The organism is Streptomyces sp. AM 2-1-1 (assembly GCF_029167645.1).
Taxonomy (GTDB): Bacteria; Actinomycetota; Actinomycetes; order Streptomycetales; family Streptomycetaceae; genus Streptomyces.
In genome coordinates, this window is the sequence record NZ_CP119147.1 from 3,934,000 (window position 1) to 3,960,356 (window position 26,357).

The 26,357-nt window shown below is 69.0% G+C and carries 23 protein-coding genes and 3 pseudogenes; 12 read left to right on the forward strand and 14 right to left on the reverse strand.

Features of this window, described 5'->3' with window-relative positions; all coding sequences use genetic code 11:
* Window positions 1-402 precede the first annotated feature (402 nt).
* The 3 genes from mshA to PZB77_RS17130 all read left to right on the forward strand — a co-directional run bounded on the left by mshA (window position 403) and on the right by PZB77_RS17130 (window position 4,188).
* The gene (gene mshA / locus PZB77_RS17120; RefSeq protein WP_275493471.1) at window positions 403-1,779 is read left to right on the forward strand and encodes a D-inositol-3-phosphate glycosyltransferase; all 1,377 of its coding nucleotides are present in this window, start codon (window positions 403-405) and stop codon (window positions 1,777-1,779) included.
* A 75-nt stretch (window positions 1,780-1,854) separates the two neighbouring features.
* Complete coding sequence (locus PZB77_RS17125; RefSeq protein ID WP_275493472.1) at window positions 1,855-2,367, forward strand: YbjN domain-containing protein; 513 nt, start codon at window positions 1,855-1,857, stop codon at window positions 2,365-2,367.
* A 120-nt stretch (window positions 2,368-2,487) separates the two neighbouring features.
* Window positions 2,488-4,188 (forward strand): hypothetical protein, encoded by a 1,701-nt coding sequence (locus PZB77_RS17130; RefSeq protein WP_275493473.1) that lies wholly within the window; start codon window positions 2,488-2,490, stop codon window positions 4,186-4,188.
* A 30-nt stretch (window positions 4,189-4,218) separates the two neighbouring features.
* On the opposite strand, the gene PZB77_RS17135 is transcribed toward PZB77_RS17130, so the two are convergent.
* Window positions 4,219-5,208: an aminoglycoside phosphotransferase family protein gene (locus PZB77_RS17135; RefSeq protein ID WP_275493474.1), complete on the reverse strand. Its 990-nt coding sequence runs from the start codon at window positions 5,206-5,208 to the stop codon at window positions 4,219-4,221.
* 286 nt (window positions 5,209-5,494) lie between these two features.
* Here PZB77_RS17135 and PZB77_RS17140 point away from each other — a divergent pair, with 286 nt between their 5' ends.
* Window positions 5,495-6,328, forward strand: a complete 834-nt coding sequence (locus PZB77_RS17140; RefSeq protein ID WP_275493475.1) for a hypothetical protein — start codon at window positions 5,495-5,497, stop codon at window positions 6,326-6,328.
* A gap of 209 nt (window positions 6,329-6,537) precedes the next feature.
* On the opposite strand, the gene PZB77_RS17145 is transcribed toward PZB77_RS17140, so the two are convergent.
* The 5 genes from PZB77_RS17145 to PZB77_RS31265 all read right to left on the reverse strand — a co-directional run bounded on the left by PZB77_RS17145 (window position 6,538) and on the right by PZB77_RS31265 (window position 10,454).
* A complete protein-coding gene (locus PZB77_RS17145) occupies window positions 6,538-6,780 on the reverse strand; it encodes a hypothetical protein (protein ID WP_275493476.1) in 243 nt (80 codons plus the stop codon).
* Entirely contained in the window at window positions 6,777-7,025 is a 249-nt protein-coding gene (locus PZB77_RS17150) for a hypothetical protein (RefSeq protein ID WP_275496094.1), read from the reverse strand. Before PZB77_RS17150 ends, PZB77_RS17145 begins: the two co-directional genes overlap by 4 nt.
* A 197-nt stretch (window positions 7,026-7,222) precedes the next feature.
* Entirely contained in the window at window positions 7,223-8,203 is a 981-nt protein-coding gene (locus PZB77_RS17155) for a transferase (RefSeq protein WP_275493477.1), read from the reverse strand.
* Entirely contained in the window at window positions 8,200-9,462 is a 1,263-nt protein-coding gene (locus PZB77_RS17160) for a glycosyltransferase (protein WP_275496095.1), read from the reverse strand. The genes PZB77_RS17155 and PZB77_RS17160 overlap by 4 nt, the downstream gene beginning before the upstream one ends.
* 395 nt (window positions 9,463-9,857) lie before the next feature.
* On the reverse strand, window positions 9,858-10,454 hold the full coding sequence (locus tag PZB77_RS31265) for a GIY-YIG nuclease family protein (protein WP_343299868.1): 597 nt from the start codon (window positions 10,452-10,454) through the stop codon (window positions 9,858-9,860).
* 783 nt (window positions 10,455-11,237) lie between these two features.
* Here PZB77_RS31265 and PZB77_RS17170 point away from each other — a divergent pair.
* The 3 genes and pseudogenes from PZB77_RS17170 (at window position 11,238) to PZB77_RS17180 (ending at window position 14,001) form a co-directional block, all read left to right on the forward strand.
* The gene (locus PZB77_RS17170) at window positions 11,238-12,302 is read left to right on the forward strand and encodes a DUF262 domain-containing protein (RefSeq protein ID WP_275493479.1); all 1,065 of its coding nucleotides are present in this window, start codon (window positions 11,238-11,240) and stop codon (window positions 12,300-12,302) included.
* An 8-nt stretch (window positions 12,303-12,310) separates the two neighbouring features.
* On the forward strand, window positions 12,311-13,051 hold the full coding sequence (locus tag PZB77_RS17175; protein ID WP_275493480.1) for an MAE_28990/MAE_18760 family HEPN-like nuclease: 741 nt from the start codon (window positions 12,311-12,313) through the stop codon (window positions 13,049-13,051).
* A gap of 141 nt (window positions 13,052-13,192) precedes the next feature.
* Window positions 13,193-14,001 (forward strand): annotated as a pseudogene (locus tag PZB77_RS17180) (IS5 family transposase).
* Between the two features lie 80 nt (window positions 14,002-14,081).
* Here the strand turns inward: PZB77_RS17180 and PZB77_RS17185 are convergent.
* The 4 genes and pseudogenes from PZB77_RS17185 to PZB77_RS17200 all read right to left on the reverse strand — a co-directional run bounded on the left by PZB77_RS17185 (window position 14,082) and on the right by PZB77_RS17200 (window position 17,515).
* On the reverse strand, window positions 14,082-14,318 hold the full coding sequence (locus PZB77_RS17185; RefSeq protein WP_275493481.1) for a hypothetical protein: 237 nt from the start codon (window positions 14,316-14,318) through the stop codon (window positions 14,082-14,084).
* Window positions 14,319-14,565: 247 nt separating this feature from the next.
* Window positions 14,566-15,333: a transposase gene (locus tag PZB77_RS17190; protein WP_275493482.1), complete on the reverse strand. Its 768-nt coding sequence runs from the start codon at window positions 15,331-15,333 to the stop codon at window positions 14,566-14,568.
* 35 nt (window positions 15,334-15,368) lie between these two features.
* Entirely contained in the window at window positions 15,369-15,782 is a 414-nt protein-coding gene (locus PZB77_RS17195; protein ID WP_275493483.1) for a hypothetical protein, read from the reverse strand.
* Window positions 15,783-16,315: 533 nt separating this feature from the next.
* Window positions 16,316-17,515, reverse strand: a pseudogene (locus PZB77_RS17200) (IS3 family transposase).
* 67 nt (window positions 17,516-17,582) lie between these two features.
* Between PZB77_RS17200 and PZB77_RS17205 the strand changes: the two are divergent.
* Window positions 17,583-18,078: pseudogene (locus PZB77_RS17205) on the forward strand (tyrosine-type recombinase/integrase); the annotation flags it as partial.
* A 92-nt stretch (window positions 18,079-18,170) separates the two neighbouring features.
* Here the strand turns inward: PZB77_RS17205 and PZB77_RS17210 are convergent.
* Window positions 18,171-18,932: a phosphoglyceromutase gene (locus PZB77_RS17210; RefSeq protein ID WP_275493484.1), complete on the reverse strand. Its 762-nt coding sequence runs from the start codon at window positions 18,930-18,932 to the stop codon at window positions 18,171-18,173.
* A 285-nt stretch (window positions 18,933-19,217) separates the two neighbouring features.
* Here PZB77_RS17210 and PZB77_RS17215 point away from each other — a divergent pair, with 285 nt between their 5' ends.
* Window positions 19,218-20,639: an MFS transporter gene (locus PZB77_RS17215; RefSeq protein WP_275493485.1), complete on the forward strand. Its 1,422-nt coding sequence runs from the start codon at window positions 19,218-19,220 to the stop codon at window positions 20,637-20,639.
* 71 nt (window positions 20,640-20,710) lie between these two features.
* On the opposite strand, the gene PZB77_RS17220 is transcribed toward PZB77_RS17215, so the two are convergent.
* The gene (locus PZB77_RS17220; protein ID WP_266705998.1) at window positions 20,711-20,860 is read right to left on the reverse strand and encodes a hypothetical protein; all 150 of its coding nucleotides are present in this window, start codon (window positions 20,858-20,860) and stop codon (window positions 20,711-20,713) included.
* A gap of 292 nt (window positions 20,861-21,152) precedes the next feature.
* Window positions 21,153-21,830, reverse strand: coding sequence for a phosphate signaling complex protein PhoU (gene phoU, locus PZB77_RS17225; RefSeq protein WP_275493486.1), 678 nt, complete (start codon window positions 21,828-21,830; stop codon window positions 21,153-21,155).
* A gap of 196 nt (window positions 21,831-22,026) precedes the next feature.
* On the opposite strand from phoU, the gene PZB77_RS17230 reads away from it, so the two are divergent.
* Together PZB77_RS17230 and PZB77_RS17235 are read left to right on the forward strand one after the other, a co-directional pair.
* A complete protein-coding gene (locus PZB77_RS17230; protein ID WP_275493487.1) occupies window positions 22,027-23,292 on the forward strand; it encodes an ATP-binding protein in 1,266 nt (421 codons plus the stop codon).
* A complete protein-coding gene (locus PZB77_RS17235; protein WP_275493488.1) occupies window positions 23,289-23,969 on the forward strand; it encodes a response regulator transcription factor in 681 nt (226 codons plus the stop codon). Before PZB77_RS17230 ends, PZB77_RS17235 begins: the two co-directional genes overlap by 4 nt.
* A gap of 168 nt (window positions 23,970-24,137) precedes the next feature.
* On the opposite strand, the gene PZB77_RS17240 is transcribed toward PZB77_RS17235, so the two are convergent.
* Window positions 24,138-24,791, reverse strand: a complete 654-nt coding sequence (locus tag PZB77_RS17240; protein ID WP_275493489.1) for a DUF461 domain-containing protein — start codon at window positions 24,789-24,791, stop codon at window positions 24,138-24,140.
* 895 nt (window positions 24,792-25,686) lie between these two features.
* Here PZB77_RS17240 and PZB77_RS17245 point away from each other — a divergent pair.
* Entirely contained in the window at window positions 25,687-26,169 is a 483-nt protein-coding gene (locus PZB77_RS17245; protein WP_006380568.1) for a CarD family transcriptional regulator, read from the forward strand.
* The last annotated feature ends 188 nt before the right edge of the window (window positions 26,170-26,357 follow it).

A 26,357-nucleotide genomic window follows, 5' to 3' on the forward strand; every position in this document is an offset into this window, starting at 1 on the left:
CGGGCGGGCGGCGGATCGGCGGAGGGACCGGACGGCCGGAGGACAGGAGCGGCGGGGACCGGGGGTGGCTGTCTTCGGCGGTCCGCGTGGACGAACCGCGAGGGCGCGCAGGTGCAGTGGACGAACCGCGCGGGCGCGCAGGTGCCATGGGTGCGCGGGCGTGCGTACGGACGGCGCGCGCGGGCGTGCGGTGTCGGTTGGGCATCCCCGGCGTCCCCGGCGTCCCCGCACCGGGTGCGCGCCGGTCGGTCCCGCCCCTCGGCGTGCCGGGACGACGGCGCTCGGCACGCCATGGCAATGATTTGGTAAAGCGGAAATGAATCGGCCGCGTATAGCTGTTTTGCCTGCGAGGGGATGCCCGTCCTCTCCATGGCATGCCCCGAGCGAGGAGGTCCGGACGACGTGAGTCGTGACGTCTCCCGCTCCGGCGGCGGCCGGGTGGCACCGCGCCTGCGTTTCCCCGTCGGCCGGGGCGGTGGTCTGACGGCCGGGTTCGCCGGCGGACACCGCAAGCCGCGCCGGGTCGCGATGCTCTCCGTGCACACCTCACCGCTCCACCAGCCCGGCACCGGCGACGCCGGCGGTATGAACGTCTACATCGTCGAGCTGGCCACGCGTCTCGCCGCGATCAACATCGAGGTCGAGATCTTCACCCGCGCCACCACCGGCTCGCTCCCCCCGGCGGTCGAGATGGCCCCCGGGGTCCTGGTCCGGCACGTCGACGCGGGGCCGTACGAAGGGCTGTGCAAGGAGGACCTGCCGGCCCAGCTCTGCGCCTTCACGCACGGGGTGATGCAGGCGTGGGCGGGCCACCGCCCCGGCTACTACGACCTCGTGCACTCCCACTACTGGCTCTCCGGCCAGGTCGGCTGGCTGGCCGCGCAGCGCTGGGGCGTACCGCTGGTGCACGCCATGCACACGATGGCGAAGGTCAAGAACGCCGCGCTGGCGGAGGGCGACACCCCGGAGCCGGCCGCCCGGGTCATCGGGGAGACCCAGATCGTGGACGCGGCCGACCGGCTCATCGCCAACACGGCGGAGGAGGCCGACGAGCTCGTCCGCTTCTACGACGCGGACCCGGCCTCCGTCGCCGTCGTGCACCCCGGCGTGAACCTGGAACGCTTCTGCCCGGGTGACGGGCGGGCCGCCGCGCGGGCCCGGCTCGGGCTGCCGCAGGACGCGCTGATCCCGCTCTTCGCGGGGCGCATCCAGCCCTTGAAGGCGCCGGACGTGCTGCTGCGGGCGGTGGCCGTCCTGCTGGAGCGCGATCCCTCGCTCCGGTCCCGGATCGTCGTGCCGGTGGTGGGCGGCCCCAGCGGTACGGGCCTCGCCAAACCGGAGGTCCTCCACAAGCTGGCGGCCCGGCTCGGCGTCGCCGACGTCGTACGGTTCCAGCCTCCGGTGGGACAGGACCAGCTCGCGGACTGGTTCCGGGCCGCGTCGGTGCTGGTCATGCCGTCGTACAGCGAGTCGTTCGGGCTGGTCGCGATCGAGGCCCAGGCGGTCGGTACGCCGGTCGTCGCCGCGGCGGTCGGTGGACTGCCGGTCGCGGTGCGGGACGGTGTCAGCGGCTTCCTCGTCGAGGGCCACGACCCGCAGGCGTACGCGCTGGCGCTCGAACGCTTCGTCCGCGCGCCGGAGCTCGTGGGCCGGATGGGCGCCGCCGCCGCCGCGCACGCGCAGTCCTTCGGCTGGGGCACCGCCGCCGCCGCGACCGCCGAGGTGTACACCGGCGCGATGCAGGACCACCGCCGCAAGGTCCGCTCCCGCCAGAGCTGAGCGGCTCCGCCGCCGTCGTCCCACCGCTGTACTCGCCGGTAGGTGCGCCCGCGTCCACTGTCGTACGCTCGCACCATGGCTGACGTAGCGGACGAAGCGACAGTGGCACGGATCATCGAGGCGACCCTCGCCGATGCGGACCTGGAGTGGGAGAGCCCCGGACCCGGCAACTACGTGGTGACGCTGCCCGGCACCCGCAAGCTCTCCACCACCTGCTCGCTGCTGGTCGGCAAGCACTCCCTCTCCCTCAACGCCTTCGTCATCCGGCATCCCGACGAGAACGACGCGGCGGTGCACCGCTGGCTGCTGGAGCGCAACCTCCGCCTCTTCGGAGTGAGTTACGCGGTGGACCGGCTCGGTGACGTCTATCTCGTCGGCAAGCTGCCGCTCAGCGTCGTCACCCCGGAGGAGTTGGACCGGCTGCTCGGCACCGTGCTCGAAGCCGCCGACGGCTCGTTCAACAGCCTGCTGGAGCTGGGCTTCGCGAGCGCCATCCGCAAGGAGTACGCCTGGCGGGTCTCGCGGGGCGAGTCCACCCGCAACCTCGACGCCTTCGCCCACCTGACCCGGCCGGCCGGGACGGAGTGACCCCGGCGACCGGGTAGCCCCCGGCGTCGCGACGCGGGACACGCCGCGCCGGCGACGTGTCATCTCCGGTCCACGGGGCAGATGTCGGTGCGTCCGACCCCTTCTGTCCGGAGCCCTCGCGTGCCCAGTCAGCCTCGTCCTGCCGCGCCGCGCGGCTTCCACTGTGAGCACACCCCGGGCGAGAGCCGGGTCCTCGCGCTCGTGGACCTCCCTTCCGGGCCTTCCTCCCTGCACGCCGTCCTGACCTGCCGGAGCCCTGAACTCGCCCACCGGGCGTCCTGCCTGCTCCAGCGCGCCCTCCACGTTCCTGCTGACGCGTGGGACTCCGGCCCCCTGGAGGAGCTGTGCGGGCGGCTCCCGGCCGCAGCGGGCGCCTCGCTGCGGACAGCGGTCGGCCACGCCCTCGCGGGCGTCTGGCCGTTGTCCGCGAGCAGTTCGCCGGACTGGGACGAGAGCGAGGTGCCGACGGGGGACGGGAGCGGTACGACGACGTGGGACCTGAGCGGCGCGCCGGACGAGGGCGCGGACGGAGGTGCCGGGCGGCCCCGGGCCCCGCGGGCACCGGTCGACGCCCGGCTCGCCGACCTCTCCGGCCCGGTTTTCCAGATCGCGATGCTGCGGGAGTTCCACGTCCACGACCCGCAGGCCCTGCTCAAGGCGGCCGCCGACGAGGGCTGGGAGCCGCTGCCGGCCGATCTCCTGCCGGTTCACGACCGGCAGGACCTCATAGGCGCCGTCCTCTGGCTCGCCGAACGCGGGGGCGAGATCGCCGGGGCGGACACCCTCGCGGACCGCAGCCAGGCGTACCGGCTGAGTGCCGAGGAGGACGACGAGGTCGCGAGCTGGACCACGGAAGCGGTGGTGGTGGACTTCGGCTCCGGCTGGCTCCGGGACGCGGCGGACCGACCGCCCCGCTCGATCGTGGAGCGGTCCTGGAAGCCGGACGGGCCGGGACCGGACGGGCCGGGACCGGAGCGGTCCGACACCGGACGCACGGGTCGCGGACGCCCGGACCGCCACCGCGTGGAGAGCGAACAGCCGGACTTCGCGGCGCTGTTCGAGGTGGGCAACGGCTACTGCGAGGATCTGGACTGCGAGGAGGAGCGCTGTCAGTGGCAGCTCACCCCCCGTACCGCCGCCGCCCTCCACGGCGCGCTGCGTCTGCTGGCCGACCGCGCCCGCGGCGAGGCGGAGGCGCTCGGCGACCGTCCCCTCGCGCCCGGGGGGATCGGCGAGCGAGCCGGCGTCTTCATCCGCCTGCCGAAGGTGACCTTCCGTGAGAACGCGGCGTGGCGTCGGCGCTTCGTACGGGCGATCGAGGACATCGCGGGCGATCTGGCGGACGGCTGGTGGCCGGAGCCCACCTGCACCGCGGAGGAGGTGGCCCTGCACCTGGCCGTCGTGGACGCGCGGGTCGTCCACGAGGCGTGGACCGCCACCGGCACCGCCGGCAGTACCGCTGCCGGCCCGGACGACGACTGCGACGGAGTGACGGACGACCCCGGTGGGGTCCTCCCTGCCCACCGCGACGACTACGACTTCGACGCGTGCGTGGAGGCGTTCTTCCAGGACACCGACGTGCTGATGCTCTACGACGCCGGCCTGGACGGCGTGGAGGACCCCGAGGGCGAGGCCAACCTCCGGCTCGGCATAGGCGACCTCCGGCCCACCGCGTGGTTCGAACCCTTCCTCAACGTCACCCCCCGCGTCAGCGAGGAGGAATACGGGGACGGCGGGGACGGCGACGGGGAGGGCGACGGTGACGGGGAGGAGGACGGCGACGGGGAGGGGCCGACGGCCGGGGACCGGCCCGGCACGTGAGTCCGCGCGCCCGGGCTCGCCCCCCGGGGTTCACGCCCGCGCGCGGGATCCTTCGTCCAGCTCCCTGAGCGCCGCCACGAGCCGGGGTGCGACCTGTGCCCGGAGCCACCTCAGATGCTCGTCGTCGTACCCGCGGGGTACGGCCTCCGTCAGCATGATCAGGTAGAGGTAGATCCGGTACTGCGCGAGCCGGAGCCGTGACGACGGGGTGAACTCCGCGGCACCGCCCCCGGCGGCGTACCCCGTGAGGAACGCGGTGTCCTCCTCCAGATCGCCGAGGAGCGCCAAGGACACGAAGTCGGCCACCGGGTCGCCCCAGAACATGCGCTCACCGTCGACGACTCCGCCCAGCCGCCGCTCCCCGGGACCGCCGTCCACCAACAGGTTGCCGTCCCACAGGTCGAAGTGGACGAGCGCGGGCCGGGTGACGTCGTCGAGTGCGGGCGCGGCGCCGGCCAGCACCGCGCGGATCCGTGCCGAGGGGGCCGGCAGCCACGCCCCGAAGGCGTCCGCGTCGGCCAGGACCGCATCCGTCATCAGCGTGAACGCCTCCCGCCAGGTCGCGGCCGGCGGGCCCAGCGGGGCGGCGGGGTAGCCGAAGCCGGCGGTGGAGGAGAGGGCGTGGAATCCCGCCACGAGTGCGCCGAGTTCGGTACGGAGCGCCTGCCGTTCGCCGTACGGGATCCGGCCGGAGAGCGAGGACCAGGGCCGTCCCGGGCAGGCGGTCATGATCAGGTGGGGTCCTCCCGGCGCGGCGGGATCGAACTCGGCGCGGACGACGCGGGGGACTCGCGGATCGTCGGCCGCGCGGTAGAAGGTCACCTCGTTGACCAGGAGGTCGCGTTCGTGACTCAGCCCCGAGGCGTACGAGGGCGGTGTCTTCACGACCCAGGTGCGGCCGTCGGTCAGCGTGACGCCGGTGACGGTGTTGTACGTTCCGCCGGCGAGAGGGCCGCGAGCGGAAATCTCCCGCGCGGTGACCCCGGCGGCCTCCAGGGCGGCCGTCGTACGCGCGGACACGTCTCCCCCGTGTCTTTCGTACCCCTCGGAAGGGCGCGGTCCGGGGCCGGTGGGGGGTGGATCCGGCTGGTCCGAAAGCTGACCGGGCATGAATGCTCCCTAAACGGACGGCTGCTTCCCCGGGTGATCACAGAGGAATCACAATCACACCAAGGGCCACAGCGAAACCACAGGCGAGCAAATTTTCGACCATAGAGTGACCCGAACTGCAATGATCCCGCCGAGATGCCGTGAGAACTGTGCGCAGGAAAAGGGTCGTTGCTCCCCGAATCAGGAGAGATGAACCATGCGCGCTGCTTTTGTCCGCCGATCCGCTCTCGTCGCTTCCGCGGCCTCCCTCGCCCTGCTGGTCACCGCTTGTGGCGGTTCCTCCGACGACACGGACACCAAGGGCAAGGCGGAGGACGCTCCGAAGTCCGCGTCGGCCGAGCCCGAGCAGAGCGCCGTCGAGGCGCTGACCGCGGCCGAGTTGGAGAAGGCCTCGCTGGTCGCCGCCGACCTCCCGAAGTACCAGGTCAAGAAGGCCGATGCGGCGGACGTCCTCAAGGCCGGCGCCGTCACCACGGACAAGCCGGAGTGCCTGCCGCTCGCGGAGGCGCTGTTCGGGGTGGCCCAGGGCAAGCCGGCCGCTTCGACGATGAACCAGGTCATGCAGGTGCCCGATGCCGAGCCGGTGGACCAGTCCGCGGGCACCTCGGAGGAGGACGTGGACAAGGCTCTCGAGAGCCTCGAGGACACGCTGGGATCGATCAAGGAGATGCAGTCCACGATGGTGGGCCTGTTCTCGTACGACGGCAAGGGCTCGGCCGACGCGCTCGCCGCCGTGCGCGAGTCCGCCACCGCGTGCACCTCGGGCTTCAGCGCCACGGCCGAGGGCGAGACGCAGAAGTTCTCCGAGATCACCGAAGGCAAGGCGACCGGCGGTGACGAGGCGGTCTCCTGGTCGCTCCTCGCCACGCAGGAGGGCGTCAAGGTGCCGTTCGAGCTCCTCGCGGTCCGCCACGCGGGCACCGTCGCCACCTTCTCCACGTTCAACATGTCCGGCATGTCGGGCGGGGCCGTCGCGAAGGTCGAGCAGCCGACCGAGGTCGTCGACGCCCAGGTGAAGAAGCTTTCCTGACGCACTGACGGCTGGACCCGACGGCCCGCCCGTGACGCCCGTACGCGTCGCGGCCGGGCCGTCCGGCTGTCCGGGAGGGGCCCGGGGGAAGGGTCCGCGGGAATGGCCCGGGAAGTGCCGGCCGCAAGTGTCCGGGAGGTGATTGTGGTCGCACCCCGTACGGCCGCACCCCGTCCGGTCGCACCCGTACGGCCGCACCGCGACCGGTCTCAGGGCAGCGGTACGAGCCGGACGACCGTGACGGTGAGCACCGAACCGGAGACGTAGTACAGGACGATCGCGCCCGCCACCGTCGCTTCGCGGCGGTCGCGTTCGCCCTTCACGGGCGTGGAGCCGTGACCGTACGGTTCCCGCCCCAGGGTGCGGGCCATCTCGTCACGGAAGGGTTCGACGTCCCGCATCTTGGCCAGGGTGTCGTCGGCCGGCGGGGCGTAGGAGATACGGAAGCTCAAGCCACGCTCCGCCTCTCGGCCTCGTCCCGGGCCAGCCGGTCCAGGATGCGTTCGGCTTCGGGATCGGGGACGGCCTCCAGCATCCAGTGCCGCATGACGGCGTGGATCTGGTGCACCCCCGCCTCGTTGACGGCGCGGTCGAACTCGTCGCGTCTCTCGTCGGGGAGCGCGGCGCGGATGGCCGGGATGCTGTTGGGCACCTCCACCTCGGTACCGTCGACGAAAGTCTTCAGAGACTCGCCCATGGTGCTCTCCCCGATCTCCTTGCTCTCGACGAGCATTGCCGGTCCCGTCGACCGGACCCGGCGCACGTCCGCGCGAGGGGCGCCAGGACGGGCGCCCCCCACGGTAGTGGCTGAGGGACCCAAGTACACGGGTGCGTCCACTCCTTCGGCGGTAGGACGGGCGGTGCGGCGGTCGCCCGCAGAGGCGGGCGGGACGGTCAGGCCGTCGTGACCTCCACCGACATCTCGTTGTCGAGCGTGTAATAGGTGCGCGCCGTAAGCCCGTTGAGAGTGACGGGCGGGTAGACGAAGACCTTCTTCCGGTCCGCGACGTCGTCGAGGAGCCGGGCCACCCGGATCGGCCGTGCGGTGGCGGAGGTACGGACGAGTACGTCCCAGATGCCGGGTCCGTCCCCCGGGATGCTCACCAACTCCCGCTGGGCGAAGGAGAACGAGACGTCGTGGGGGCCGTCGACCGTGAGCGCCGTCTCGCGGACCTCAGCGGGCTTCCCCCGCAGCCGCAGCAGAGCTGCGGACCCCTCGCCGGGCTCGGCGCCGAAGAGCCGCACCCGTACGGTCGTGGACGCGGCGTCGGCCTCGACCCGGCCCGCCTCGGCGTGCGCCGGGCGCAGCCACGTCCGGACCGCGAGGAACCCGTCGCCCGTCGCGTACGGGACGCGGACCGCGAGGGGGAGCGGCGTCCGCGCCGGGTCGCGGTCGGCGAGCAGTGCCCGCAGATCGCGGGTGCCGGGCGTCAGCCGGATACGTTCCGCGCCCGGCGAACTCAGGTAGTAGAGGTCCCACCGGCCCTCCTCCAGGGCGGGCTCCGGATCGAGCACGGCCCGCCGGCGCCGGGCCGGCCGCCGCGATCCCCCGACCGTCCCTGCGGGCTGCGGGTCGGATGCGGCAGGCCCGTCCGGCCCGTCCGGCCCTTCGGGCTCCGGCGCGTCCGGCTCCGGCCCGTCCGGGCCTTCCGGCTCCAGGTCGATCATGCGCGTGATCGACTCCGGCTTCCCCTTGGGCGGGCGCAGCCGCATGAGGAGTCGGGGACGGTCGGCCGCACCCGGCGCCAGCCGTACGACCATGCGGCCGTCGCGGTCCACCGTGCAGTCGGCACGCAAGGGCCGGTCCGGGTCGGGCGCGGGGTGGGGCGCATCGACGGCCCGGTCCCAGTCGTTCGCCGGTTCCGTCGTCGTCATCGCTTCGCCTTCCGTACGGTCCTCAGCAAGGTGCCGGCCGCCGCGAGGGCGGTGTCGCGGGCCGCGTACCCGCGGGGGGCCAGTCCGAGGGCGCCGGCGGGGGCCGGGGCGGCAGGGCGGCCGGCGGCCCGGGCGGCGGCGAGCTCCGTGAAGAGCGCCTCGGCCTGTTCGACGACCGGGCCGGGACCGTACCGGCTGGAGTTCTCCAGCGCGGCACCGCCCATCCGGCGCCGGAGGCCGTCGTCCCGGACGAGGTCCAGCAGGGCGGCTGCCAGCGCGTCGCGGTCCCCGTTCGGCACGAGCCGGCCGTCCGTGCCGTCCCGGACGATCTCGGCGGGACCGTACGGGCAGTCGGTGCTGACGACGGGGAGACCGCACCGCATCGCTTCGACGAGCGTCATGCCGAAAGGCTCGAAGCTGGAGGCGGACGCCGCGATCGAGCCCTTGACCCACTCGGCTTCCATCGGGGTCGCCGTGCCCATCAGGAACACGTTGTTGTGCAGGCGGAGCCGGTCGACGAGGCGCCGCAGCCGGTCGTGCTCCTCGCCCCCTCCGTAGATCCGCAGCTGCCACGCGGGGTGCTCCGCGGCCACCGTCGCGAACGCCTCGATGAGCAGGTCGTACCGCTTCACCCGCACCAGCCGCCCGGCGGCGACCACGACCCGCGCGTTCCCGTCGGCGGGCGGGAGCGAGGGGTCCGGCACGCTGTTGGGCAGCGCCCGCACCCGTACGCCGGGCAGCCGCATCGTGCGCCGGTAGGCGGCCGCGTCCGCCTCCGTGACGGTCGTCAGCGCGTCCAGCCGGGGGTACGCGTGACGCATCGCGCGCCGCAGCGCCGGCGGATGGTTCTCCACGGTGAGGTGCTCCTGCCCGACCCTGACCGTGCGGTCGGGAGCCTGGAGCGCCAGGTGCACGTTGAGTCCGGGCCGCGTACCGATGGCGACGTCCGCGTCGGTCGCCGCCAGGAACTCACCGATCCGCCGGTCCGACAGCTCGCTGTACTGCCCGTACCGGTACTCCGCCCGCGGATACACCTTCGCCGGCCGCCCGAACGACGGGTGGTCCTTCTCGTGCCGCAGATCCACCAGCGGCCGCAGCCGGATGCGCGGATCGAGGGTGAAGGCGGGCGTCTCACGGTGCCGGTTGACGGAGACGATCTCCACCTCGTGCCGTTCGGCCAGCGCGTGAGCCAGGTTGAACGTGGTGGAGATCGTCCCCCCGATCCCGTACGCGTTGTGGATGAGGAAGGAGATCTTCATGAACGTCAAGACTGCTCCGGGGTGGGGGTAGTTGCGGCCGTTACTCCTTCGTGAGAGAGGGATGCGCCCGACTGGCTCATACGCGGGAGCTGTGGCGGGTCCGGGGGACATGGGAAGCGGGGTGCGGCATCCCGTACGAGCGCCGGGGCTCGCCCACGCCCTCGGACCGGCCCGGCACGCGAAAGTGCCCCGCCCCACGCGGTGAGCGCGGGACGGGGCACGATCGTGAGGACTACTTCTTCTTGCCCTGGGTCTTGCGGTAGATCTCGGTGGCCAGGGTTTTTGCAGGTGGGGCCGCTGACCGACGCCGGGTGAGTGGTCGCCATTGGTCGTCATCGGGTGCCGTTGAGCTACCTCGGACGGCCCAGAGACGGCCCAGGCAGACAACCGTCGGCCTAGGAACTGATGGGCAACTCGCGAGCTCGCTGGCGCGCTTGGGTCCGCAGCTCCTTCAGGCGGCTGTGGAATGCGTTGTGGCGGTTCTGGTCGAGGTTCAGAGGAAGGTCGAGTTGGGAGATGAGCTGTGACTCCAGCTCCCACGGTTCGTCCTGCTCTGTCCAGCACACTCGTGCGTTGTCCGCCATCCACTGGCTCAGAGCGGCTTCGCCTGCCTTGCCGAAGGTCATCCGCTTACCGCTGCCCACGCGACGCAGCTCATGTCCTAGCAGGCACCCCAGAGTGAGTCGCAGCGTCGAGCCGGCCGCGTTGCCCCGGTAGTGATAGCGCACCCGCTTGCGCACGTTCTGGGTACTGGTCCGGTTCGCCATGTACCGCGGGGCTATACCGATGTAGAGCAAGCGCCCGGCGTCCAGGTCAGGACGCGGTGGCTGCTTGAAGTGCCACCCGTAGACCCCTGCTGCAGCTGGGAGAGGGCTCGGGCGCACTAAGACCTCTTGTGCCGACCACAACCGGTTGGGATTGACGAGAGGGGTAGCTTCCACGAAGCCTTCAAGCATGGCTGATCGTCGAAGATTACCGGTAGCCGCTGGCATTGCCTTGGTCCGCGTGGGATCAGTTTGAGCGGCATTGGTGATCCAGCGTGGAACGTGCCAGCGGACGGGATGACAGGGAGTGGTACCCCAGGAGGCCAGCCAGGCCGCAGCTCTCGTTGACCGCTGCTCAACGTATGTGGTGCCATGGCTCTGGCGCGGCTGCCTTCTGATCCGTAGCTCTAGCCGGATCGGTCAGTGACGGTCATACCTGCCGCTACGAGGGTCCGGCGAGACGGCAGCGGGCGGGGGCGGTTGCTGCGGTTGCGGTACTCCGCTGCTGTACAGCAGCCCCAGCCACAGGCGGCCCTTCGGATTCACGTCACCCTCGTCATCGCTCGGTTTTGGGCCAACGGGTAATCGGCGGCAACATTTCCCCCACCTCGTCAAGGCGGCTCGCTCCGCTCACCGCGCGCGGCACGGCCCCCCGCCAGGCCTGCGCTCCTGCCTTCGCCCCGCTCCAGCCCGGCTGGCGCCCGTGCCGCGCTCATGGCGATCAGCCGCCTGGACTCAGAGAAGAGCACGGGCGACCTCGTCCTGGGCCGCGATGGCTGGGGGATCGGCTCCACGAGTTTAAGCAGCCACCTTGGCGCGACTCAAAGCCGCTACTCCGACCTTGCCGCCAGCGTCAGCGCCGAAAGTTCTGACAAACCCATACTCGAGCAGGTGCAAGCGATCTACAGTTCCCTCATCAACTTCGGGCAGAAACGACCAACGAGGTGAACCCGCGTAGTGGCGAGTCAGTCTGACCAGACCCCCCTGTTCGACGATGCCGAGGAGGAAGACGTGACTGCGGAGCAGTCAGAGCCCCTCTCGGTGCCACTAGAAGAGCGGCGACTCGTCACCCAACCGTACGACTTGTCACTCTCCACTCTGGTAGATGACATCGAGAGAGAACGACTCCTCTTGAGTATCGAGTACCAGAGGAAATACGTATGGGATAGGTCGAAAGCCAGTCGACTCATTGAAAGTTTCATGCTGAACATCCCCGTCCCTGTCTGTTATTTCGCAGAAAACGAGGATGGATCCTACGAGGTAATTGACGGGCTTCAGCGAATCCAAACAATTAAGGATTTCCTCAGTGGAGAATTTGCACTACGAGGAGTCTCGGTCGTTAGCGAATTCGAAGGCCTCCGCTACAACGAACTCCCAATGAAGGAGCAGCGAAGGCTGAGTAACAGGACAGTTCGATGCATCGTCATCACCGACGACTCCCACCCTGATATTAAGTTTGACGTCTTTGAGCGCCTAAATACAGGGTCGGCAATGTTGGCCGCCCAGGAACTCAGAAATTGCATCTACCGGGGGAATCTGAACACCTTCCTTAAGGAAGTGGCAGAGGATCCACGCTTCTCCCGCATCCTCGGCGGACTTAAAAATAGCCGGATGGCCTACGAAGAACTCGCTTTGCGCTTCTTCTCCTTGCATGAGGATCTGGAGGGATATCGCCCCCCATTGAGGCAATTGCTGAACAAATACATGAGGAAGCATCGCACGGGAATTCCGGATGACGACGCTGTACGCGTATTTGTTGAGACTTGTGAGGTGGTTTACCAAATCTTTGGGTCTGAAGGCTTCAGGCTAGTCAGGGACGGAAAGCTCGGCGCCTTCAATAAGGCACTTTTTGACTCCATCATGCTGCCTCTTGCCTATGCAGATAGAGGCGCTGCTGTAAGCAAGGCAGGCGAGATTGTAGAGCTGCGAACCGAGCTGCTGGATCGCGAGAGCTTTCAGACCGCCATCGGTCGGGCAACAGCCGACCGAACCCGTATGCACGGGCGGATCACAGCGTTCGCCAGAGGGCTGACAAAGCTCGGCGTACGCTGCGATCTCCCCAAGCTTCCGGACTAGGCGGAAGCATGGCCGAAAATTCTCTCGGGGCTCTTCAAGAATTCATCGATAGCCTAGGCGAGGTCGAAACTCTACTTGCCGCAGCACCGTCACAACCGCTGGGTGAGGGCGGAATCTCCGTCCAATCCCAGAATCGCGATTTAGTAAACGCAGTCAATCGCTCTGCCATGGTGATGCTAGTCTCACATTTTGAGGGATTTGTGAAATCCGCCCTCACGGAGTTGATTGACGAGATTTGCGAAGTGCAGCCGCCAACTCGCCGCATCCCGGAAGGCTTGCTCGAGCTGCACACTCGCGAGCGGATACAAGAAATCTTCGGCACGACAGGGCCTGAGAGAATTCACAAAACCCGCAAGCTATTCTCCGCATACGCACCTCTCTGGGATACGGATCGGACGATTAATCCACGGATTCTTTCGGCCCGAGTATTGACGCGACAATTCACCAATGCTCGACCCGAGGTTTTGGATAGCGTTTTCTCCCTCCTTGATGTTCAGGACATCGTGACCCAAATGGAAAGTCACGTGAACCAGGCCATTTCAGACCGCGGGGATGACGCAACGCGAATCAAGGTGAGTGTCAAGCTTGAAGAAATCGTAAGTAGGCGAAATAAGATAGCGCACGGCGACAGATCGGAGAAGCCAACAAGATTTGAGGTGGAGGGCTATCTAATCTTCCTCAAGGATATTGCGGAATGCCTCTCTTCCGTTCTTCAGCAGACGATTTCTCGTTGTTGCTCACTGCGATGATTCCAGGCATCCGTATCCAATGGTGTAAATACGCGTCAGCATCGACCGCCATAAGGTGGCGGCTTAGAGCTCGTAACACGATCTTGCTGAATCGTCCTGGTAGGCCGTTACCGGTGTGATGATTCGGCCGTTCGTGAGGGTGTGGGTACCCGACCGTGGATCGTGGACGATGAGTTGTGGGCTCTGGTCGAGCCGTTGCTGCCGCCGTGGCCGGAGCGGTCGCCGGGGCCCAGGCCTGTGTCGGATCGGCTCTGCCTCCAGGGCATCCTGTTCGTCCTCTACAACGACATTGCCTGGCAACTCCTGCCGCTGGAGCTGGGGTTCGGCTCGGGACAGACATGCTGGCGCCGGCTGGACCGGTGGCAGGAGGCAGGAGTCTTCGACCAGTTGCATCGGGTCCTGCTCGCCGAGCTGAATGCGGCCGGCGAACTCGACTGGTCACGTGCGTGTGTGGACGGTCCCCAACATCCGCGCGACAACAGGGGCGCCGACACCGGTCCGTCGCCGGTCGACCGACGGAAGACCGGCAGCGAGCGTCACCTGATCTGCGACGGACGCGGCACCCAGCTCAAGGTGTCATCACGACCGCGGCCAACGTCAACGACGTCACACCCTCGCCCTGATCGAGGGAACCCCACCCGTCGCAGGCCGAACCGGCCGGCCCCGCCGACGACCAGAAGCCCTCCTCGGCGACAAAGGCTACGACTCCAACGCCCACCGCAACGAGCTCCGTCGTCGACGAAATTCTGCCCGTCATCTCCCGCAAGGGATCACCGAACATCAAGGGCATCGGCAAGCTGCGTTACGTCGTCGAGCAGACCTTCGCCCTGCTCCACCACTTCAAACGACTCGCCGTCCGCTGGGAACGCCGCACCGAACTCCACGACGCCTTCATCTCCCTCGCCTGCAGCCTCATCTGCTACCGACGCCTCAAGAAGACCCGACCATGATCGTGTTACGAGCTCTAAGGGCTGTCAGGGTTGACAGATAAAGCCCGCAAGGTGGACGCCCACCTTCCCGGAATAGACCTCTAGGGCTGGAGGCACTCGACAATGAGAGGAGAGGCCACCACCAGCCTTGATGGGCGGCTAGAACCCATATCCAGGAAGATTCGATTGGTGCAGTCGAAAGTCGCCAGCACCTGAGCGTAGCCGGACAGCCTCGGGAAACTAAGACTCTGCTGCTCGACCCGTTCAGCCATTTTGATTACACCTTCACGGAAACCTGTCATGCCAGCCAAAAGAGTCTCGTCATCCTCTGCTGCCACTGCTTGAATCATAGCAATCAGGCTGTCGTGAGCGGAGTCTAGCTCTTGCACTTCCACCCCCTACTCGAACTCCAGGGGGAGTAGTTAGGTTGCTTGGATTCCCGTAGAGTAGGAGGGCCCCACTGCAGTCTGAGAATCCGAGAGTATCCGATGGTGCCTGGATTCAGTTTGATACAAGGCTAAGCGTTGTCCCGTAAATGATCTCTGAGCGACCTCGTGCATGGTGGACTGCTGCACGGCGGGTGGTCTATCCGGCGAGGGCGAGGTTGTGCATCCGTGCGATGCCGAGCATGGCGTCGTGGACGCCGTCGCCTTTGAGACGGCAATCGCGGAGAATCTTCCAAGTCTTCATGCGAGCGAAAGCGTGCTCGACGCGGGCGCGGACCTGCTTTTGGGACTTGTTGTGGGCCTGCTTCCAGCCGGGCAGCTCCTCGCCCTTTCGGCGCCGGTGCGGCATCACGAGCCCGGTGCCCGGATAGCCACCGTCGGCGATGGTCGTCGTCGTGCCGACGGCGGCCTTCGCCCCGGATTCCTCCCACGCCTTGCAGTCGTTGCGGTTGCCGGGCAAGGGCCGGCCGACCATCACGACGAGGCGGGTGTCGGCGTCGATGACCACCTGGTGGTTGGTGGAGTATCGGTAGTTCTTCGACTGCTCAGCGACGGTGTGGTCGCGGGTGGGCACCAGGGTGCCGTCCACGATGAGCACAGCGTCCTTCGCGAAGCGCTTGCGGGGCTGAAGGGCGAGCATCGGCCCGAGGTGATCGATGATCCGGTCCGCCGCCGACTTGGAAACCCCGAACAGTGGAGCAAGCTGCCGCATGGTCAGATTGGTGGGCCAGTACGTCGCGACCAGCAGTGTCCGATCCTCCAATGACAGGCTCCACGGCCGGCCCCTGCGGGCCGCATCCGCGCCCTGACGCCGCAAAACCGTCACGAGCTTCCCGAACTGCCGCTGACTCAACCCGGTGAAAGGGGCTATCCAAGAGGGCTCCGACGCCGTGATCACACCAGCCACAACAAGATCATCTCATCCGTGGCCAAAGAGACAGCTCAGGTGCGAAGGCTCAACCGCCGGCTGAGCAGGTGGCGTAGACGGGCAGAGGCGCCACGGAGGTTGCCGAGCTTCCTCACTTCGTCCGCCGCAAGTTCCAGCCGGTCTGCGAGAGCTAGCACGGCGGCGTAGGGCCGTTCGCCCTCTTCGAGCTTCGCGGCAACGGCACCGAGGACAGCTCGAAGAACGACGGGGTTCGCGCCGGGATGTTTCGCCAGCAGGCAAAGGAGCCTGTTGTCGTTCCAGACGCTGTCTCGGGCCGTGCTCAGCTCCTGCAGGGCGACGGGCGGGGTGTGGGGATTGGCAGCCAGGGCCTGCCAGACGAAGGGGTACGGACATTGCGCGAGACGCTGCAGCACGACGCTGTCCTTCTCGGCATGCGCCAGTGCGAGGTAGTCGGCGGGCGTGGGCACGAAGATGACCTCTCAGGAGCGTCGAAGCCGTCATCTTGCCACTGGACCTTGTCGCGCCTGCCTCCACCATCATTTACGGGACAAGTCTTAGCCCAAGCCCTCGTGTGGGCCGACGATTTCCGAATGCTCTTCTTCGGCCCTCACCCTCAATCCACCGACGAGGCTCGTCGCGGTCCGGGTTGGAGTCGTAGCCTTTGTCGCCGAGGAGGGCTTCTGGTCGTCGGCGGGGTCGGCCCTGCGACGGGTGGGATGCCGTCGACCAGGGCGAGGGTCTTGTGACGTCGTTGACGTTGGCCGCGGTCGTGATGACCTTGAGCGGGGGTGCCGCGTCCGTCGCAGATCAGGTGGTGCTTGCTGCCTGTCTTCCGCCGGTCGACCGGCGACGGACCGGTGTCGGCGCCCCCTTTTTCGCGCGGATGTGGGAGCCGTCCACACACGCACGTGACCAGTCGAGTTCGCCGACCGTGTTCAGCTCGGCGAGCAGGATCCGGTGCAACTGGTCGAGGGCCTTGACCCCGAATCCTGAAAACGGGTTATGCAGCTTGTGTCAGCGTAGTTGGTGTGAGGTGGAGGGCGTTCTCGAAGGCGATCGGTGATCGTTGTCCGAGACGGGAGTGCCGGCGCCGGGTGTTGTAGCGGTGGAGCCATTGGAAGGCGTCGCGTCGGGCCTGGCGCTCGGTCGGCCAGCTCTTTCGCCCTTGCAGGGTCTCGCGTTTGAAGGTCGCGTTGAAGGACTCGGCGAGTGCGTTGTCCGCGCTGGACCCGACCCCGCCCATGTTTCGCCGAACCCCTGCTGACCGGCAGGCTTCGGCGAAGATCCTGCTCGTGTACTGGGCTCCGTGGTCGGTGTGCATGATCGATCCGGCGAGACTGCCGCGGGTTCGGACCGCCGCGGCCAGGGCGTCGGTGACCAGGTCCGCGCGCATGTGGTCGGCGATCGCCCAGCCGGCCAGACGGCGTGATGCGAGGTCGATGACGGTCGCCAGGTAGCAGAACTTCCCGCCCTCGATGGGCAGGTAGGTGATGTCGCCGACGTACTTCGTGTTCGGCCTGTCGGCAGTGAAGTCGCGGCCGATCAGGTCCGGGGCCTTGAGGCCGGGTCAGAGACGGTGGTGCGGTGCCGGCGGCGCAACCGGACTCCTTCGATCCCGGACGCCCGCATGATCCTGGCGACCCGCTTGCGGTTGACCGCCTCACCGCTGCTCTCGCGGAGCTCGGCGGTGATTCTCGGGGCTCCGTAGGTGCCGTCCAATTCCTGGTGCACCGCCCGTATCCGGGCGGCCAGGCGGGCGTCGGCCACTGCCGGGCGACCCGGTCCGCGGCTGTCCGGCGCCAGTAGTAGAAGCTCGAGCGGCTGACGCCGAGGATGCTGCAGAGCCGCTTCACGCCGTGACGGCGGTGGAGGTCGTCGACACACTGGAAGCGGTTCACCAGCGCGTCTCCCCGGCGAAATACTTCGCCGCTTTGCGCAGGATCTTCCGTTCCTTCTCCAGCTCACGGACCTTCTTCCGCAAGGTGGCGTTCTCCGCCTCGAGCGGGGCCGGCGGCAGGGCTGGTTCCTGTGTCCGCCGTCCTCGGGGACGGCTCACCCCGGCTGCCCGGACCCAGTTCCGCAGCGTCTCCGGGTTGATCCCCAGATCGGCGGCGACCGACCTGATCGTCGCCTCCGGCCGCGACTCGTACAGCGCGACCGCGTCCGCCTTGAACTGCGGCGGGTAGTTCTTCATGACCACGAGATGTCCGTTCTCAGATCCTCAAGATCCAGTGTCTCGTGTGTTCAACATTCACGGTCAAGGCCCCAAGTTGAGCCGCAGCAAGCCGGTCTTTGCTCCGCCCAAGGGCGGCGAGCTGCGGGACGTGCCGCTCCCCGGCCCGGTTCGCTGACGCACTGCGGGCCCACATGAAGCAGTTCCCGCCGGTCGAGATCACGTTGCCGTGGAAGGTCGCGGGCGGCCCGCTGGTAACCAAGCGGCTCATCTTCACGGGCCCACGCAGTGGTCATGTCTGGCGCACCTCGCTGAACGAGGAGGCGTGGAAACGGGCTCTGGCCTCGGCCGGAGTCATCCCGGCCCCGGCGGCCGGAGCTCCGCACGCCGAGTCACGCGAGAACGGCATGCACGCGATGCGGCACTTCTACGCCTCGGTGTTGCTGGACGCCGGGGAGAACGTCAAGGCGCTCGCTGAGTACGTCGGGCACTCGGATTCTGGTCTGACGCTGCGGGTGTACGCGCACCTGATGCCGTCGAGCCAGGAGCGCACGCGTAAGGCTGTGGCCGCAGTCTTCGACACGGCATGATCCAGCACCTGACGGCCCAGACACGGCCCAGCGCACCAAGAAGCCCCCCGCCTCGCGGAGAACCCGCAGGTGGAGGGCTTTTTGGTGTCGCGTTACTTCTTCTTGCCCTGGTTCTTCACGGCCTCGATGGCGGCCTTCGCCGCGTCCGGGTCGAGGTACGTGCCGCCGGGCTTGAGCGGCTTGAAGTCGGCGTCGAGCTCGTAGACGAGCGGGATGCCGGTCGGGATGTTGAGGCCCGAGATCTCCTCGTCGGAGATGCCGTCCAGGTGCTTGACCAGGCCGCGGAGGCTGTTGCCGTGGGCGGCGACGAGGACGGTCTTGCCGTCGAGCAGGTCCGGGACGATGCCGTCGTACCAGTACGGCAGCATGCGGACGACGACGTCCTTGAGGCACTCGGTGCGCGGGCGCAGCTCGGTGGGGATCGTCGCGTAGCGCGGGTCGGCGCTCTGCGAGAACTCCGTACCGTCCTCGAGGACCGGCGGCGGGGTGTCGTAGGAGCGGCGCCACAGCATGAACTGCTCCTCGCCGAACTCCGCGAGGGTCTGCGCCTTGTCCTTGCCCTGGAGCGCACCGTAGTGGCGCTCGTTCAGCCGCCAGGAGCGGTGGACGGGGATCCAGTGGCGGTCGGCGGCCTCCAGCGCGAGCTGCGCCGTGCGGATGGCGCGCTTCTGGAGGGAGGTGTGCAGGACGTCGGGGAGGTACCCGGCGTCCTTGAGCAGCTCACCGCCGCGCACCGCTTCCTTCTCGCCCTTTTCGGTGAGGTTCACGTCCACCCAACCGGTGAACAGGTTCTTCGCGTTCCATTCGCTCTCGCCGTGGCGGAGGAGGATCAGCTTGTACGTCGCGTCGGCCATGAGCCCGAGCGTAATCGAACCCGTACCCCCTCCGCGCGTCCGGCCACTGGACGGACAAACAGGTACACAGGCGAGCGGCGGCGGGCCCACATGAGGCGTCCTCCCGGCTGAGCGGCGGCCGACGATTGACGGCAGCCGTCAATCGGGTGGCGGCCGGCGCGGACCTCTTCGTAATGTTCGTTCAGCCGCCGTACCACTTACCCGTGATGCCTGCGCCGGCTCACCCGCACCGCACCCGTTCCGCACCGCACCGCACCCGTTCCGCACCGCCCTGGGGGTACCCGCATGTCTGTCGCCGGTCTACGGAGAGCCGCACGGGACACGGTCTCCGGGATGCCCCGGGAGTTCTGGTGGTTGTGGACCAGCACGCTGGTCAACCGCCTCGGCGCGTTCGTCGCCACCTTCATGGCGCTCTACCTGACCCTGGACCGGGGGTACTCCGCTTCGTACGCGGGCCTGGTGGCCTCCCTGCACGGCCTCGGCGGGGTCATCTCCTCGCTCGGCGCCGGGGTGATGGCCGACCGGCTCGGGCGGCGGCCGACCATGCTGATCGCCCAGGTCTCGACGGCGCTCTCGGTGGCCGTGCTCGGGTTCATGGAGAGCCCGGTCGCCATCGCGGGCGTCGCCTTCGTCGTCGGCATGGCGAGCAACGCCTCGCGGCCGGCGGTCCAGGCGATGATGGCGGACATCGTCCCGCCGAAGGACCGGGTGCGGGCCTTCTCCCTGAACTACTGGGCGATCAACCTCGGGTTCGCGGTCTCCTCCGCCGGGGCGGGCTTCATCGCCGAGTACAGCTACCGGATCGGCTTCCTCGTGGAGGCGCTGCTGACCCTGTGCTGCGCGGTCGTCGTCTTCCTGAAGGTGCCGGAGTCCCGGCCGGACCACGCCCCGGCGGTCCCTGCCGGGGGCGCTTCCGGTGCTTCCGGCGGCGGGGCCGCGAAGCCGGCCGGGATCCGGCTCACGGACGTGCTGCGGGACGGACGGTTCATGGGGGTGGTCGGGCTGTCGTTCCTGGTCGCGCTGATCACCCAGCAGGGGTACGTGGGTCTGCCGGTGGCGATGGGCGCGGACGGGCTCACCAGCTCGGACTTCGGCACCGCGATCGCCGTCAACGGAGTGCTGATCGTCGTCCTCCAGATCCCCGTCACCCGGTTCATCGAGCACCGCGATCCGCGTCAACTCCTGATCGTGTCCACGCTCTTCGCGGGGTACGGATTCGGGTTGACGGCCTTCGCCGGGTCGGTCGCGGGCTACGCGCTGACGGTCTGCGTCTGGACCCTGGGTGAGATCGTCAACGCCCCGACCCAGTCCGGCCTGGTGGTGAAGTTGTCACCGGCGCACGGACGCGGGCGGTACCAGGGGATGTACACGATGTCCTGGTCGGTGGCGGCGCTCGTCGCCCCCCTGATGTCCGGTGTGGTGATCGACCACTGGGGCGCGGCCTGGCTCTGGGTGACCTGCGCGCTGCTCGGTACGGTGACCGCCCTCGGTTACTGGCTGCTGATGCGGAGCCTCACGGGCGACGAGGAGCCCGGGACGGAAGCGGCCGGAGGCGGCCTGCGGGGCACCGACGCAGCCCGTCCGGCCACCGCCGTTTCCGCCCCTGCCCCCGTCGCCGCCCGTGTCCCCGCCTCTGCCTCTGCCCCCGCTCGTGTCCCCGCCCCCACCGGACCGGTACCCGCCGAGGCGGCCGCCGCGCAGGAGTGACCGGATCCTAGGCCCGGGCCGCCCGTCGCACGTGCGACGGGCGGCCCGGGGCCGGTCCGGATCGGGGCCGTTCAGCCGCCGCACTGACACGGCGAGCCGGACTGGCAGCCGCAACCGCAGCCCGAGCCGCAGCCGCAGGCGCCGAGCACGGTCAGGCGCACCACTTCGGTCGGGGTCTCCTGCTCGGGGTCGGGCAGGGGGGAATCGGCGGCATGTGCCATGAGGTCCTCCTCAACGCGTACCACCGGCCGGCGCACGGGAGCCGCCTCCGGTGTCGTGCACCCGGTGCGCACGACGAGGGCGTACGGGATCGGTCCCAGGCCCCTGTCCATTGGATGCCCAGCCCGGCGGGCGCATCAACGGCGCATGCGTGCAGAGATCCCCGTACGCCGCCCGCACGCTCCGGAGCGCCCCCGCGCGCCGGAGCGGCCGGACCGGAGAGCCGTCCGCACGCCCGGGGAGCCGTCCGCGCGCCCTGCCGCCGCCCGGGGAGCCGTCCGCGCGCCCTGCTGCCTACGCGCCCTCGACCGAGGACGCCGACTGGAGGTCGTCGGCGTGCTCGCCGGTCACCAGGTAGACGACGCGCTTGGCGACCGAGACCGCGTGGTCGGCGAAGCGCTCGTAGTAGCGGCCGAGGAGCGTCACGTCGACCGCGGTCTCGATGCCGTGCTTCCAGCGGTCGTCCATCAGGTGCTGGAAGAGCGCGCGGTGCAGCAGGTCCATGTCGTCGTCGTCCTGCTCCAGCTGGAGGGCCAGGTCGACGTCCTTGGTGATGATCACCTCGGCGGCCTTCGCCATCAGCCGCTGCGCCAGCTGCCCCATCTCCAGGATGGTGGCGTGCAGGTCGTGCGGGACGGCCTTCTGCGGGAAGCGGAGCCGGGCCAGCTTGGCGACGTGCTGGGCGAGGTCGCCCGAACGCTCCAGGTCGGCGCTCATGCGCAGCGAGGTGACCACGATCCGCAGATCGGTCGCCACCGGCTGCTGCCGGGCGAGGAGGGCGATGGCGCGCGCCTCCAGTTCGTGCTGGAGTTCGTCGACCCTCTGGTCCGCGGCGATGACGGTCTCCGCGAGTGTGAGGTCGGCGTCGAGCATGGCCGTGGTGGCCCGTCCGATCGCCGACCCGACGAGCCGGGCCATCTCGACCAGGTCCTCGCCGATCGAGTCGAGTTCCTCGTGGTAGGCGTCGCGCATGGAAGTCCCTCTCCAGTCCTCATGGCCGGGGTCTCTGGCTCGACCCCCACGCTCCCACGGTGGGGGGAGAACGCGTCGGTATCCGGCCGCAGAAGTGAACCGGCCCCATACCCTCGGTGAACTCTGGGCGACGAGTGTTCGAGGAGGCACTCGTATGGCTGGGAGGGGGTGTGCATCGACGCATAACCTGGACGACATGGACGTGAACGCGGCGGTCGCCGCAGTAGCCGGTACCGCCGGGTTGTGCACCGGTGTGATCGCGATGCTGGCGTTCCGCTGGAGCGAGCGCGAACTGAAGAAGCCGACGCGTGCCTCCGTGCGGCCCGAGAGCAACGCCGGTCTGCCGGGCGGAGTGGACACCGTCCTCTCCGTCCTCAGCTCGTCCGCCGTCGTGCTCGACGAGAGCGACGGCGTGGTGAAGGCAAGCTCCGCCGCGTACGCGCTGGGGCTGGTCCGCGGCGGACGGCTGGCCGTCGACGCCATGCTGCAGATGGCGCGGGACACCCGGCGGGACGGCGAGATACGCCAGGTCGAACTGGAGCTGCCCCGGCGGGGTACGGGCCGGGGCGACGCCCTCGCCGTCTCCGCCCGGGTCGCCCCGCTCGGCTCCAGGCTGGTGCTGCTGCTGGTCGAGGACCTGACGGAGTCCCGACGTATAGAGGCGGTACGGCGCGACTTCGTCGCCAATGTCAGCCACGAGCTGAAGACCCCCACCGGGGCGCTCTCCCTGCTCTCCGAGGCGGTCCTGGAGGCGTCCGACGACCGGGAGGCCGTCGAGCGCTTCGCGGGCCGCATGCAGATCGAGGCGACCCGGCTCACCAACCTCGTCCAGGAACTGATCGATCTCTCCCGGGTCCAGAACGACGACCCGCTGGAGGACGCCGAGGCCGTCCGGGTGGACGAACTCGTCGCCGAGGCCATCGACCGCTGCCGCCAGCCGGCCGGGTCGAAGGAGATCACCATGGCCTCCGGCGGAACCCATGACCTCTCCGTCTGGGGCAACCGCGGACAGCTCGCGGCAGCCCTCGGCAATCTGGTCGAGAACGCCGTCAACTACAGCCCCGCCCGCACCCGGGTCGGCATCGCCGTCCGCCGGGTGACCGGCCAGGGGCGCCCACTGATCGAGCTCGCCGTGACCGACCAGGGCATCGGCATCTCCGAGAAGGACCGGGACCGGGTCTTCGAACGGTTCTACCGGGTCGACCCGGCCCGCTCACGAGCCACCGGCGGCACCGGCCTGGGGCTCGCCATCGTCAAACACGTGGCCGCCTCGCACGGCGGGGAGGTCACCGTGTGGAGCTCAGAGGGACAGGGCTCCACCTTCACCCTGCGGCTGCCCGAGACGGGCACCGTACGGGACCGCACCAGTGCCGGCGGACCACTCCTCGTCAACGGTGACGACAAGGGACCGTTCGCGACAGCTACTTTTGAACCCTTTCCTGCCCCGGAGGCTCTTCCGTGACCCGAGTGCTTGTCGTCGAGGATGAGGAATCCTTCAGCGACGTCCTGTCCTACATGCTGCGCAAGGAGGGTTTCGAGGTCGCCGTGGCGGCGACGGGTCCCGACGGGCTCGACGAGTTCGACCGCAACGGCGCCGATCTCGTCCTGCTCGACCTCATGCTCCCGGGTCTGCCCGGTACCGAGGTCTGCCGCCAGCTGCGCAACCGCTCCAACGTCCCGGTGATCATGGTCACCGCCAAGGACAGCGAGATCGACAAGGTGGTCGGTCTGGAGATAGGAGCCGACGACTACGTCACCAAGCCGTTCTCCTCCCGCGAGCTGGTGGCGCGCATCCGCGCGGTGCTCCGCCGCCGGGGCGAGCCGGAGGAGATCACGCCGGCGGCCCTGGAGGCCGGCCCGGTCCGCATGGACGTCGACCGTCACGTGGTCACCGTCTCCGGCGGCAAGGTGGACCTCCCGCTCAAGGAGTTCGACCTCCTGGAGATGCTGCTGCGCAACGCGGGCCGGGTGCTGACCCGCATGCAGCTCATCGACCGGGTATGGGGCGCCGACTACGTGGGCGACACCAAGACCCTCGACGTGCACGTCAAGCGCCTGCGCGCCAAGATCGAGCCCGACCCGGGGGCCCCGCGCTACCTGGTGACCGTGCGCGGTCTGGGCTACAAGTTCGAGCCGTAAACCGGTGGCCGGCGGGACCTCCCCAGGCTGTCTGCGACGGCCTGGGGTGTGTGTTCCGCGCACCCGTGGACGAAGGGCGCCTCCCCTCGGGGAAGCGCCCTTCGTCCATGCACGCGGTCGCGCGGCTCCGCGCCGGGGTTCACTCCGGCGCGGGTCGCGCGCGGTGGGTCACTCCGCGGCGGCGGACTCGCCGTCCGACGGGTTCGCCGAGTCTTCGGCCGAAGCGGAGTCGGACGGGCTCGCCGATGCGTCCGGCGAGGCGGAGGCGTCGGCCGACCCGGAGGCCTCCGGGGAGGCGGCGTCGGAGGGCAGCGCGCTCGGCCCGAAGCCCTCGAAGTACGAGAGGGACGGGACGACGGTGGCGCCGAGGCTGATGTCACCGCTCTCGCTGAGCTGGAAGACGACCTGCTCGACGTTGCCGTCCTGGGTGGCCTGACGGCCGTTCTCGATGACGGCGGAGGCGTTGCCCTCGCCACCGAGGAGCACCTGGCCGCCGGCCGGGACCACGAGCGGCCCGTCACCCTTGGCGGGGTGCAGCTTCACCTCGGTGTGGGACCGGGGCAGCGTGATGCTTTCCAGGGTCTCGTCCTCGGTTCCCTGGTTGAACACGGCTCCGGTGACCACGGCGGGGCCCTCGGCCTGCTCGGGCTGCGTGACGACGTTCACGTTCTGGATCTTGATGTCGCCGACCGAGGTGGCGGCATTGTCCGGCCTGACCTGGAGCGTTGCCGCGTCGTTGCCCGCGGCGCACGCGGACAGCGAGGCGATCGAGATCACGAGGGCAGTGGCGGCGAGAGCGCCGTGTCGAAGGCTGCGGCTCACGGCGGCGGCAACTCCTTGAACGATCGGACTGCGGACTTCGGACGTTGTGCTCAGGTGCACTGCACGACCCGCGCGGGGCGGCGGAACCCAGTGAAGTAAAGCCGCCCTAAGGGTGTGTCAGCGGCCTTAGGCTACCGAGCCGCCGCTCACGCCCCGCACCCGACCCGCCCCTTTCCGCCGCGGCTCTTCACCGGGACCCGGACGGGCCGCCCGGAGCCGCGCCGGTAGCCGCACCGTGAAGGGCTGCGGGAGGGCCGGCGGGCCGGTGCCCGCAACGGTGCGCACGGGCGGCGTGGGCGACGGTGGGCGGGCGGCGTGGGCGACGGAGCGCGGGCAGCGTGGTCGGCGGCGGGCGCTGCGGCCCGGAGCCCGCGTACGCCGCGCCGGAGCCGCGCCCGGGCGTCGGTCGGGTGTCGGCCGGCGTCGTCCGCGGGCCGTCGTTCGCCGGGAGGATCACGCGGCCCCGGGCGGCGCGGCCCGCATCCGGAGTCCCCATAACGCGAATGATCAATTCTCGCGGGTGATGGCGCATTTCGTGGCGGGAAAGTGCACAGGGACCGTTGTCGGAGGCCGGTTGATCAATTCCAATGGATCGGCGAAAGTTCCGTCGATCGTGTGATCGATCTCCGAACGTCTGGGGGAAAGCGCGACTCCTCGAAACCGGCAAAACGGGATCTTTAACCCGTTCGGACAAGGTTCGCGCGCGCGGGAGCGGTGCGTTTCCGGCCGGTCGTACAACGGCTCCGACCTGCGAATACCGTCTCGGCGCGGGCCCGCGCAGCACGTTCCGGATGCTGTTGTCAAGCCCCGAGATATGCCCTGACCTGCGAAAACGCCATTCAGGAGGAGCCGTTCTCGTGTTACCCTGGATAGCCACGGAAGGGGTACCTGTCACATGACGTTCAAGGTTGGCGACACCGTGGTCTATCCCCATCACGGGGCCGCGCTGATCGAGGCTATCGAAACTCGCCAGATCAAAGGCGTGGACAAGACCTACTTGGTGCTCAAGGTCGCTCAGGGCGACTTGACGGTACGTGTGCCGGCGGACAATGCGGAGTTCGTAGGCGTGCGCGACGTTGTCGGGCAGGAGGGGCTGGACCGGGTCTTCGAGGTGCTGCGCGCACCGTATGCGGAAGAGCCGACGAACTGGTCCCGCCGCTACAAGGCAAATCTGGAGAAGCTCGCTTCTGGCGACGTGATCAAGGTCGCCGAGGTAGTACGCGACCTGTGGCGTCGTGAGCGCGAGCGCGGACTCTCCGCCGGAGAAAAGCGCATGCTCGCCAAGGCCCGCCAGATCCTGGTGAGTGAGCTCGCTCTCGCGGAGAACACGAACGAGGACAAGGCCGAAGCCCTGCTCGACGAGGTTCTCGCGTCCTGATCCGGCTCACGCCGGTTGTTTGAACATCGCCGCGGTGCCCGCTGACCAGCCGTCTTGCACGGCGCGTCTCCGGGCACCGCGGCATGTTCGTCTCCGCGTGCCTCGTCCCCTCCGCGCGCACGACTCATCAGCACGCCGTGCGCGCGAGCGGAGCCGCGGCTCCACCGGGGGACGGACCTGTCGTCCGT

What these genes read in the sequence shown, in the direction of transcription:
- PZB77_RS17140 (WP_275493475.1), top strand. Translation starts at nt 5,495, where the DNA reads ATGCGCGCTGCTTTTGTCCGCCGATCCGCTCTCGTCGCTTCCGCGGCC.
- PZB77_RS17220 (WP_266705998.1), bottom strand. Translation starts at nt 20,860, where the DNA reads ATGGCACATGCCGCCGATTCCCCCCTGCCCGACCCCGAGCAGGAGACC.
- PZB77_RS17155 (WP_275493477.1), bottom strand. Translation starts at nt 8,203, where the DNA reads ATGACGACGACGGAACCGGCGAACGACTGGGACCGGGCCGTCGATGCG.
- PZB77_RS17160 (WP_275496095.1), bottom strand. Translation starts at nt 9,462, where the DNA reads ATGAAGATCTCCTTCCTCATCCACAACGCGTACGGGATCGGGGGGACG.
- PZB77_RS17230 (WP_275493487.1), top strand. Translation starts at nt 22,027, where the DNA reads ATGGACGTGAACGCGGCGGTCGCCGCAGTAGCCGGTACCGCCGGGTTG.
- PZB77_RS17215 (WP_275493485.1), top strand. Translation starts at nt 19,218, where the DNA reads ATGTCTGTCGCCGGTCTACGGAGAGCCGCACGGGACACGGTCTCCGGG.
- PZB77_RS17150 (WP_275496094.1), bottom strand. Translation starts at nt 7,025, where the DNA reads ATGGGCGAGTCTCTGAAGACTTTCGTCGACGGTACCGAGGTGGAGGTG.
- PZB77_RS17125 (WP_275493472.1), top strand. Translation starts at nt 1,855, where the DNA reads ATGGCTGACGTAGCGGACGAAGCGACAGTGGCACGGATCATCGAGGCG.
- PZB77_RS31265 (WP_343299868.1), bottom strand. Translation starts at nt 10,454, where the DNA reads ATGCCAGCGGCTACCGGTAATCTTCGACGATCAGCCATGCTTGAAGGC.
- PZB77_RS17245 (WP_006380568.1), top strand. Translation starts at nt 25,687, where the DNA reads ATGACGTTCAAGGTTGGCGACACCGTGGTCTATCCCCATCACGGGGCC.
- phoU (WP_275493486.1), bottom strand. Translation starts at nt 21,830, where the DNA reads ATGCGCGACGCCTACCACGAGGAACTCGACTCGATCGGCGAGGACCTG.
- PZB77_RS17210 (WP_275493484.1), bottom strand. Translation starts at nt 18,932, where the DNA reads ATGGCCGACGCGACGTACAAGCTGATCCTCCTCCGCCACGGCGAGAGC.
- PZB77_RS17175 (WP_275493480.1), top strand. Translation starts at nt 12,311, where the DNA reads ATGGCCGAAAATTCTCTCGGGGCTCTTCAAGAATTCATCGATAGCCTA.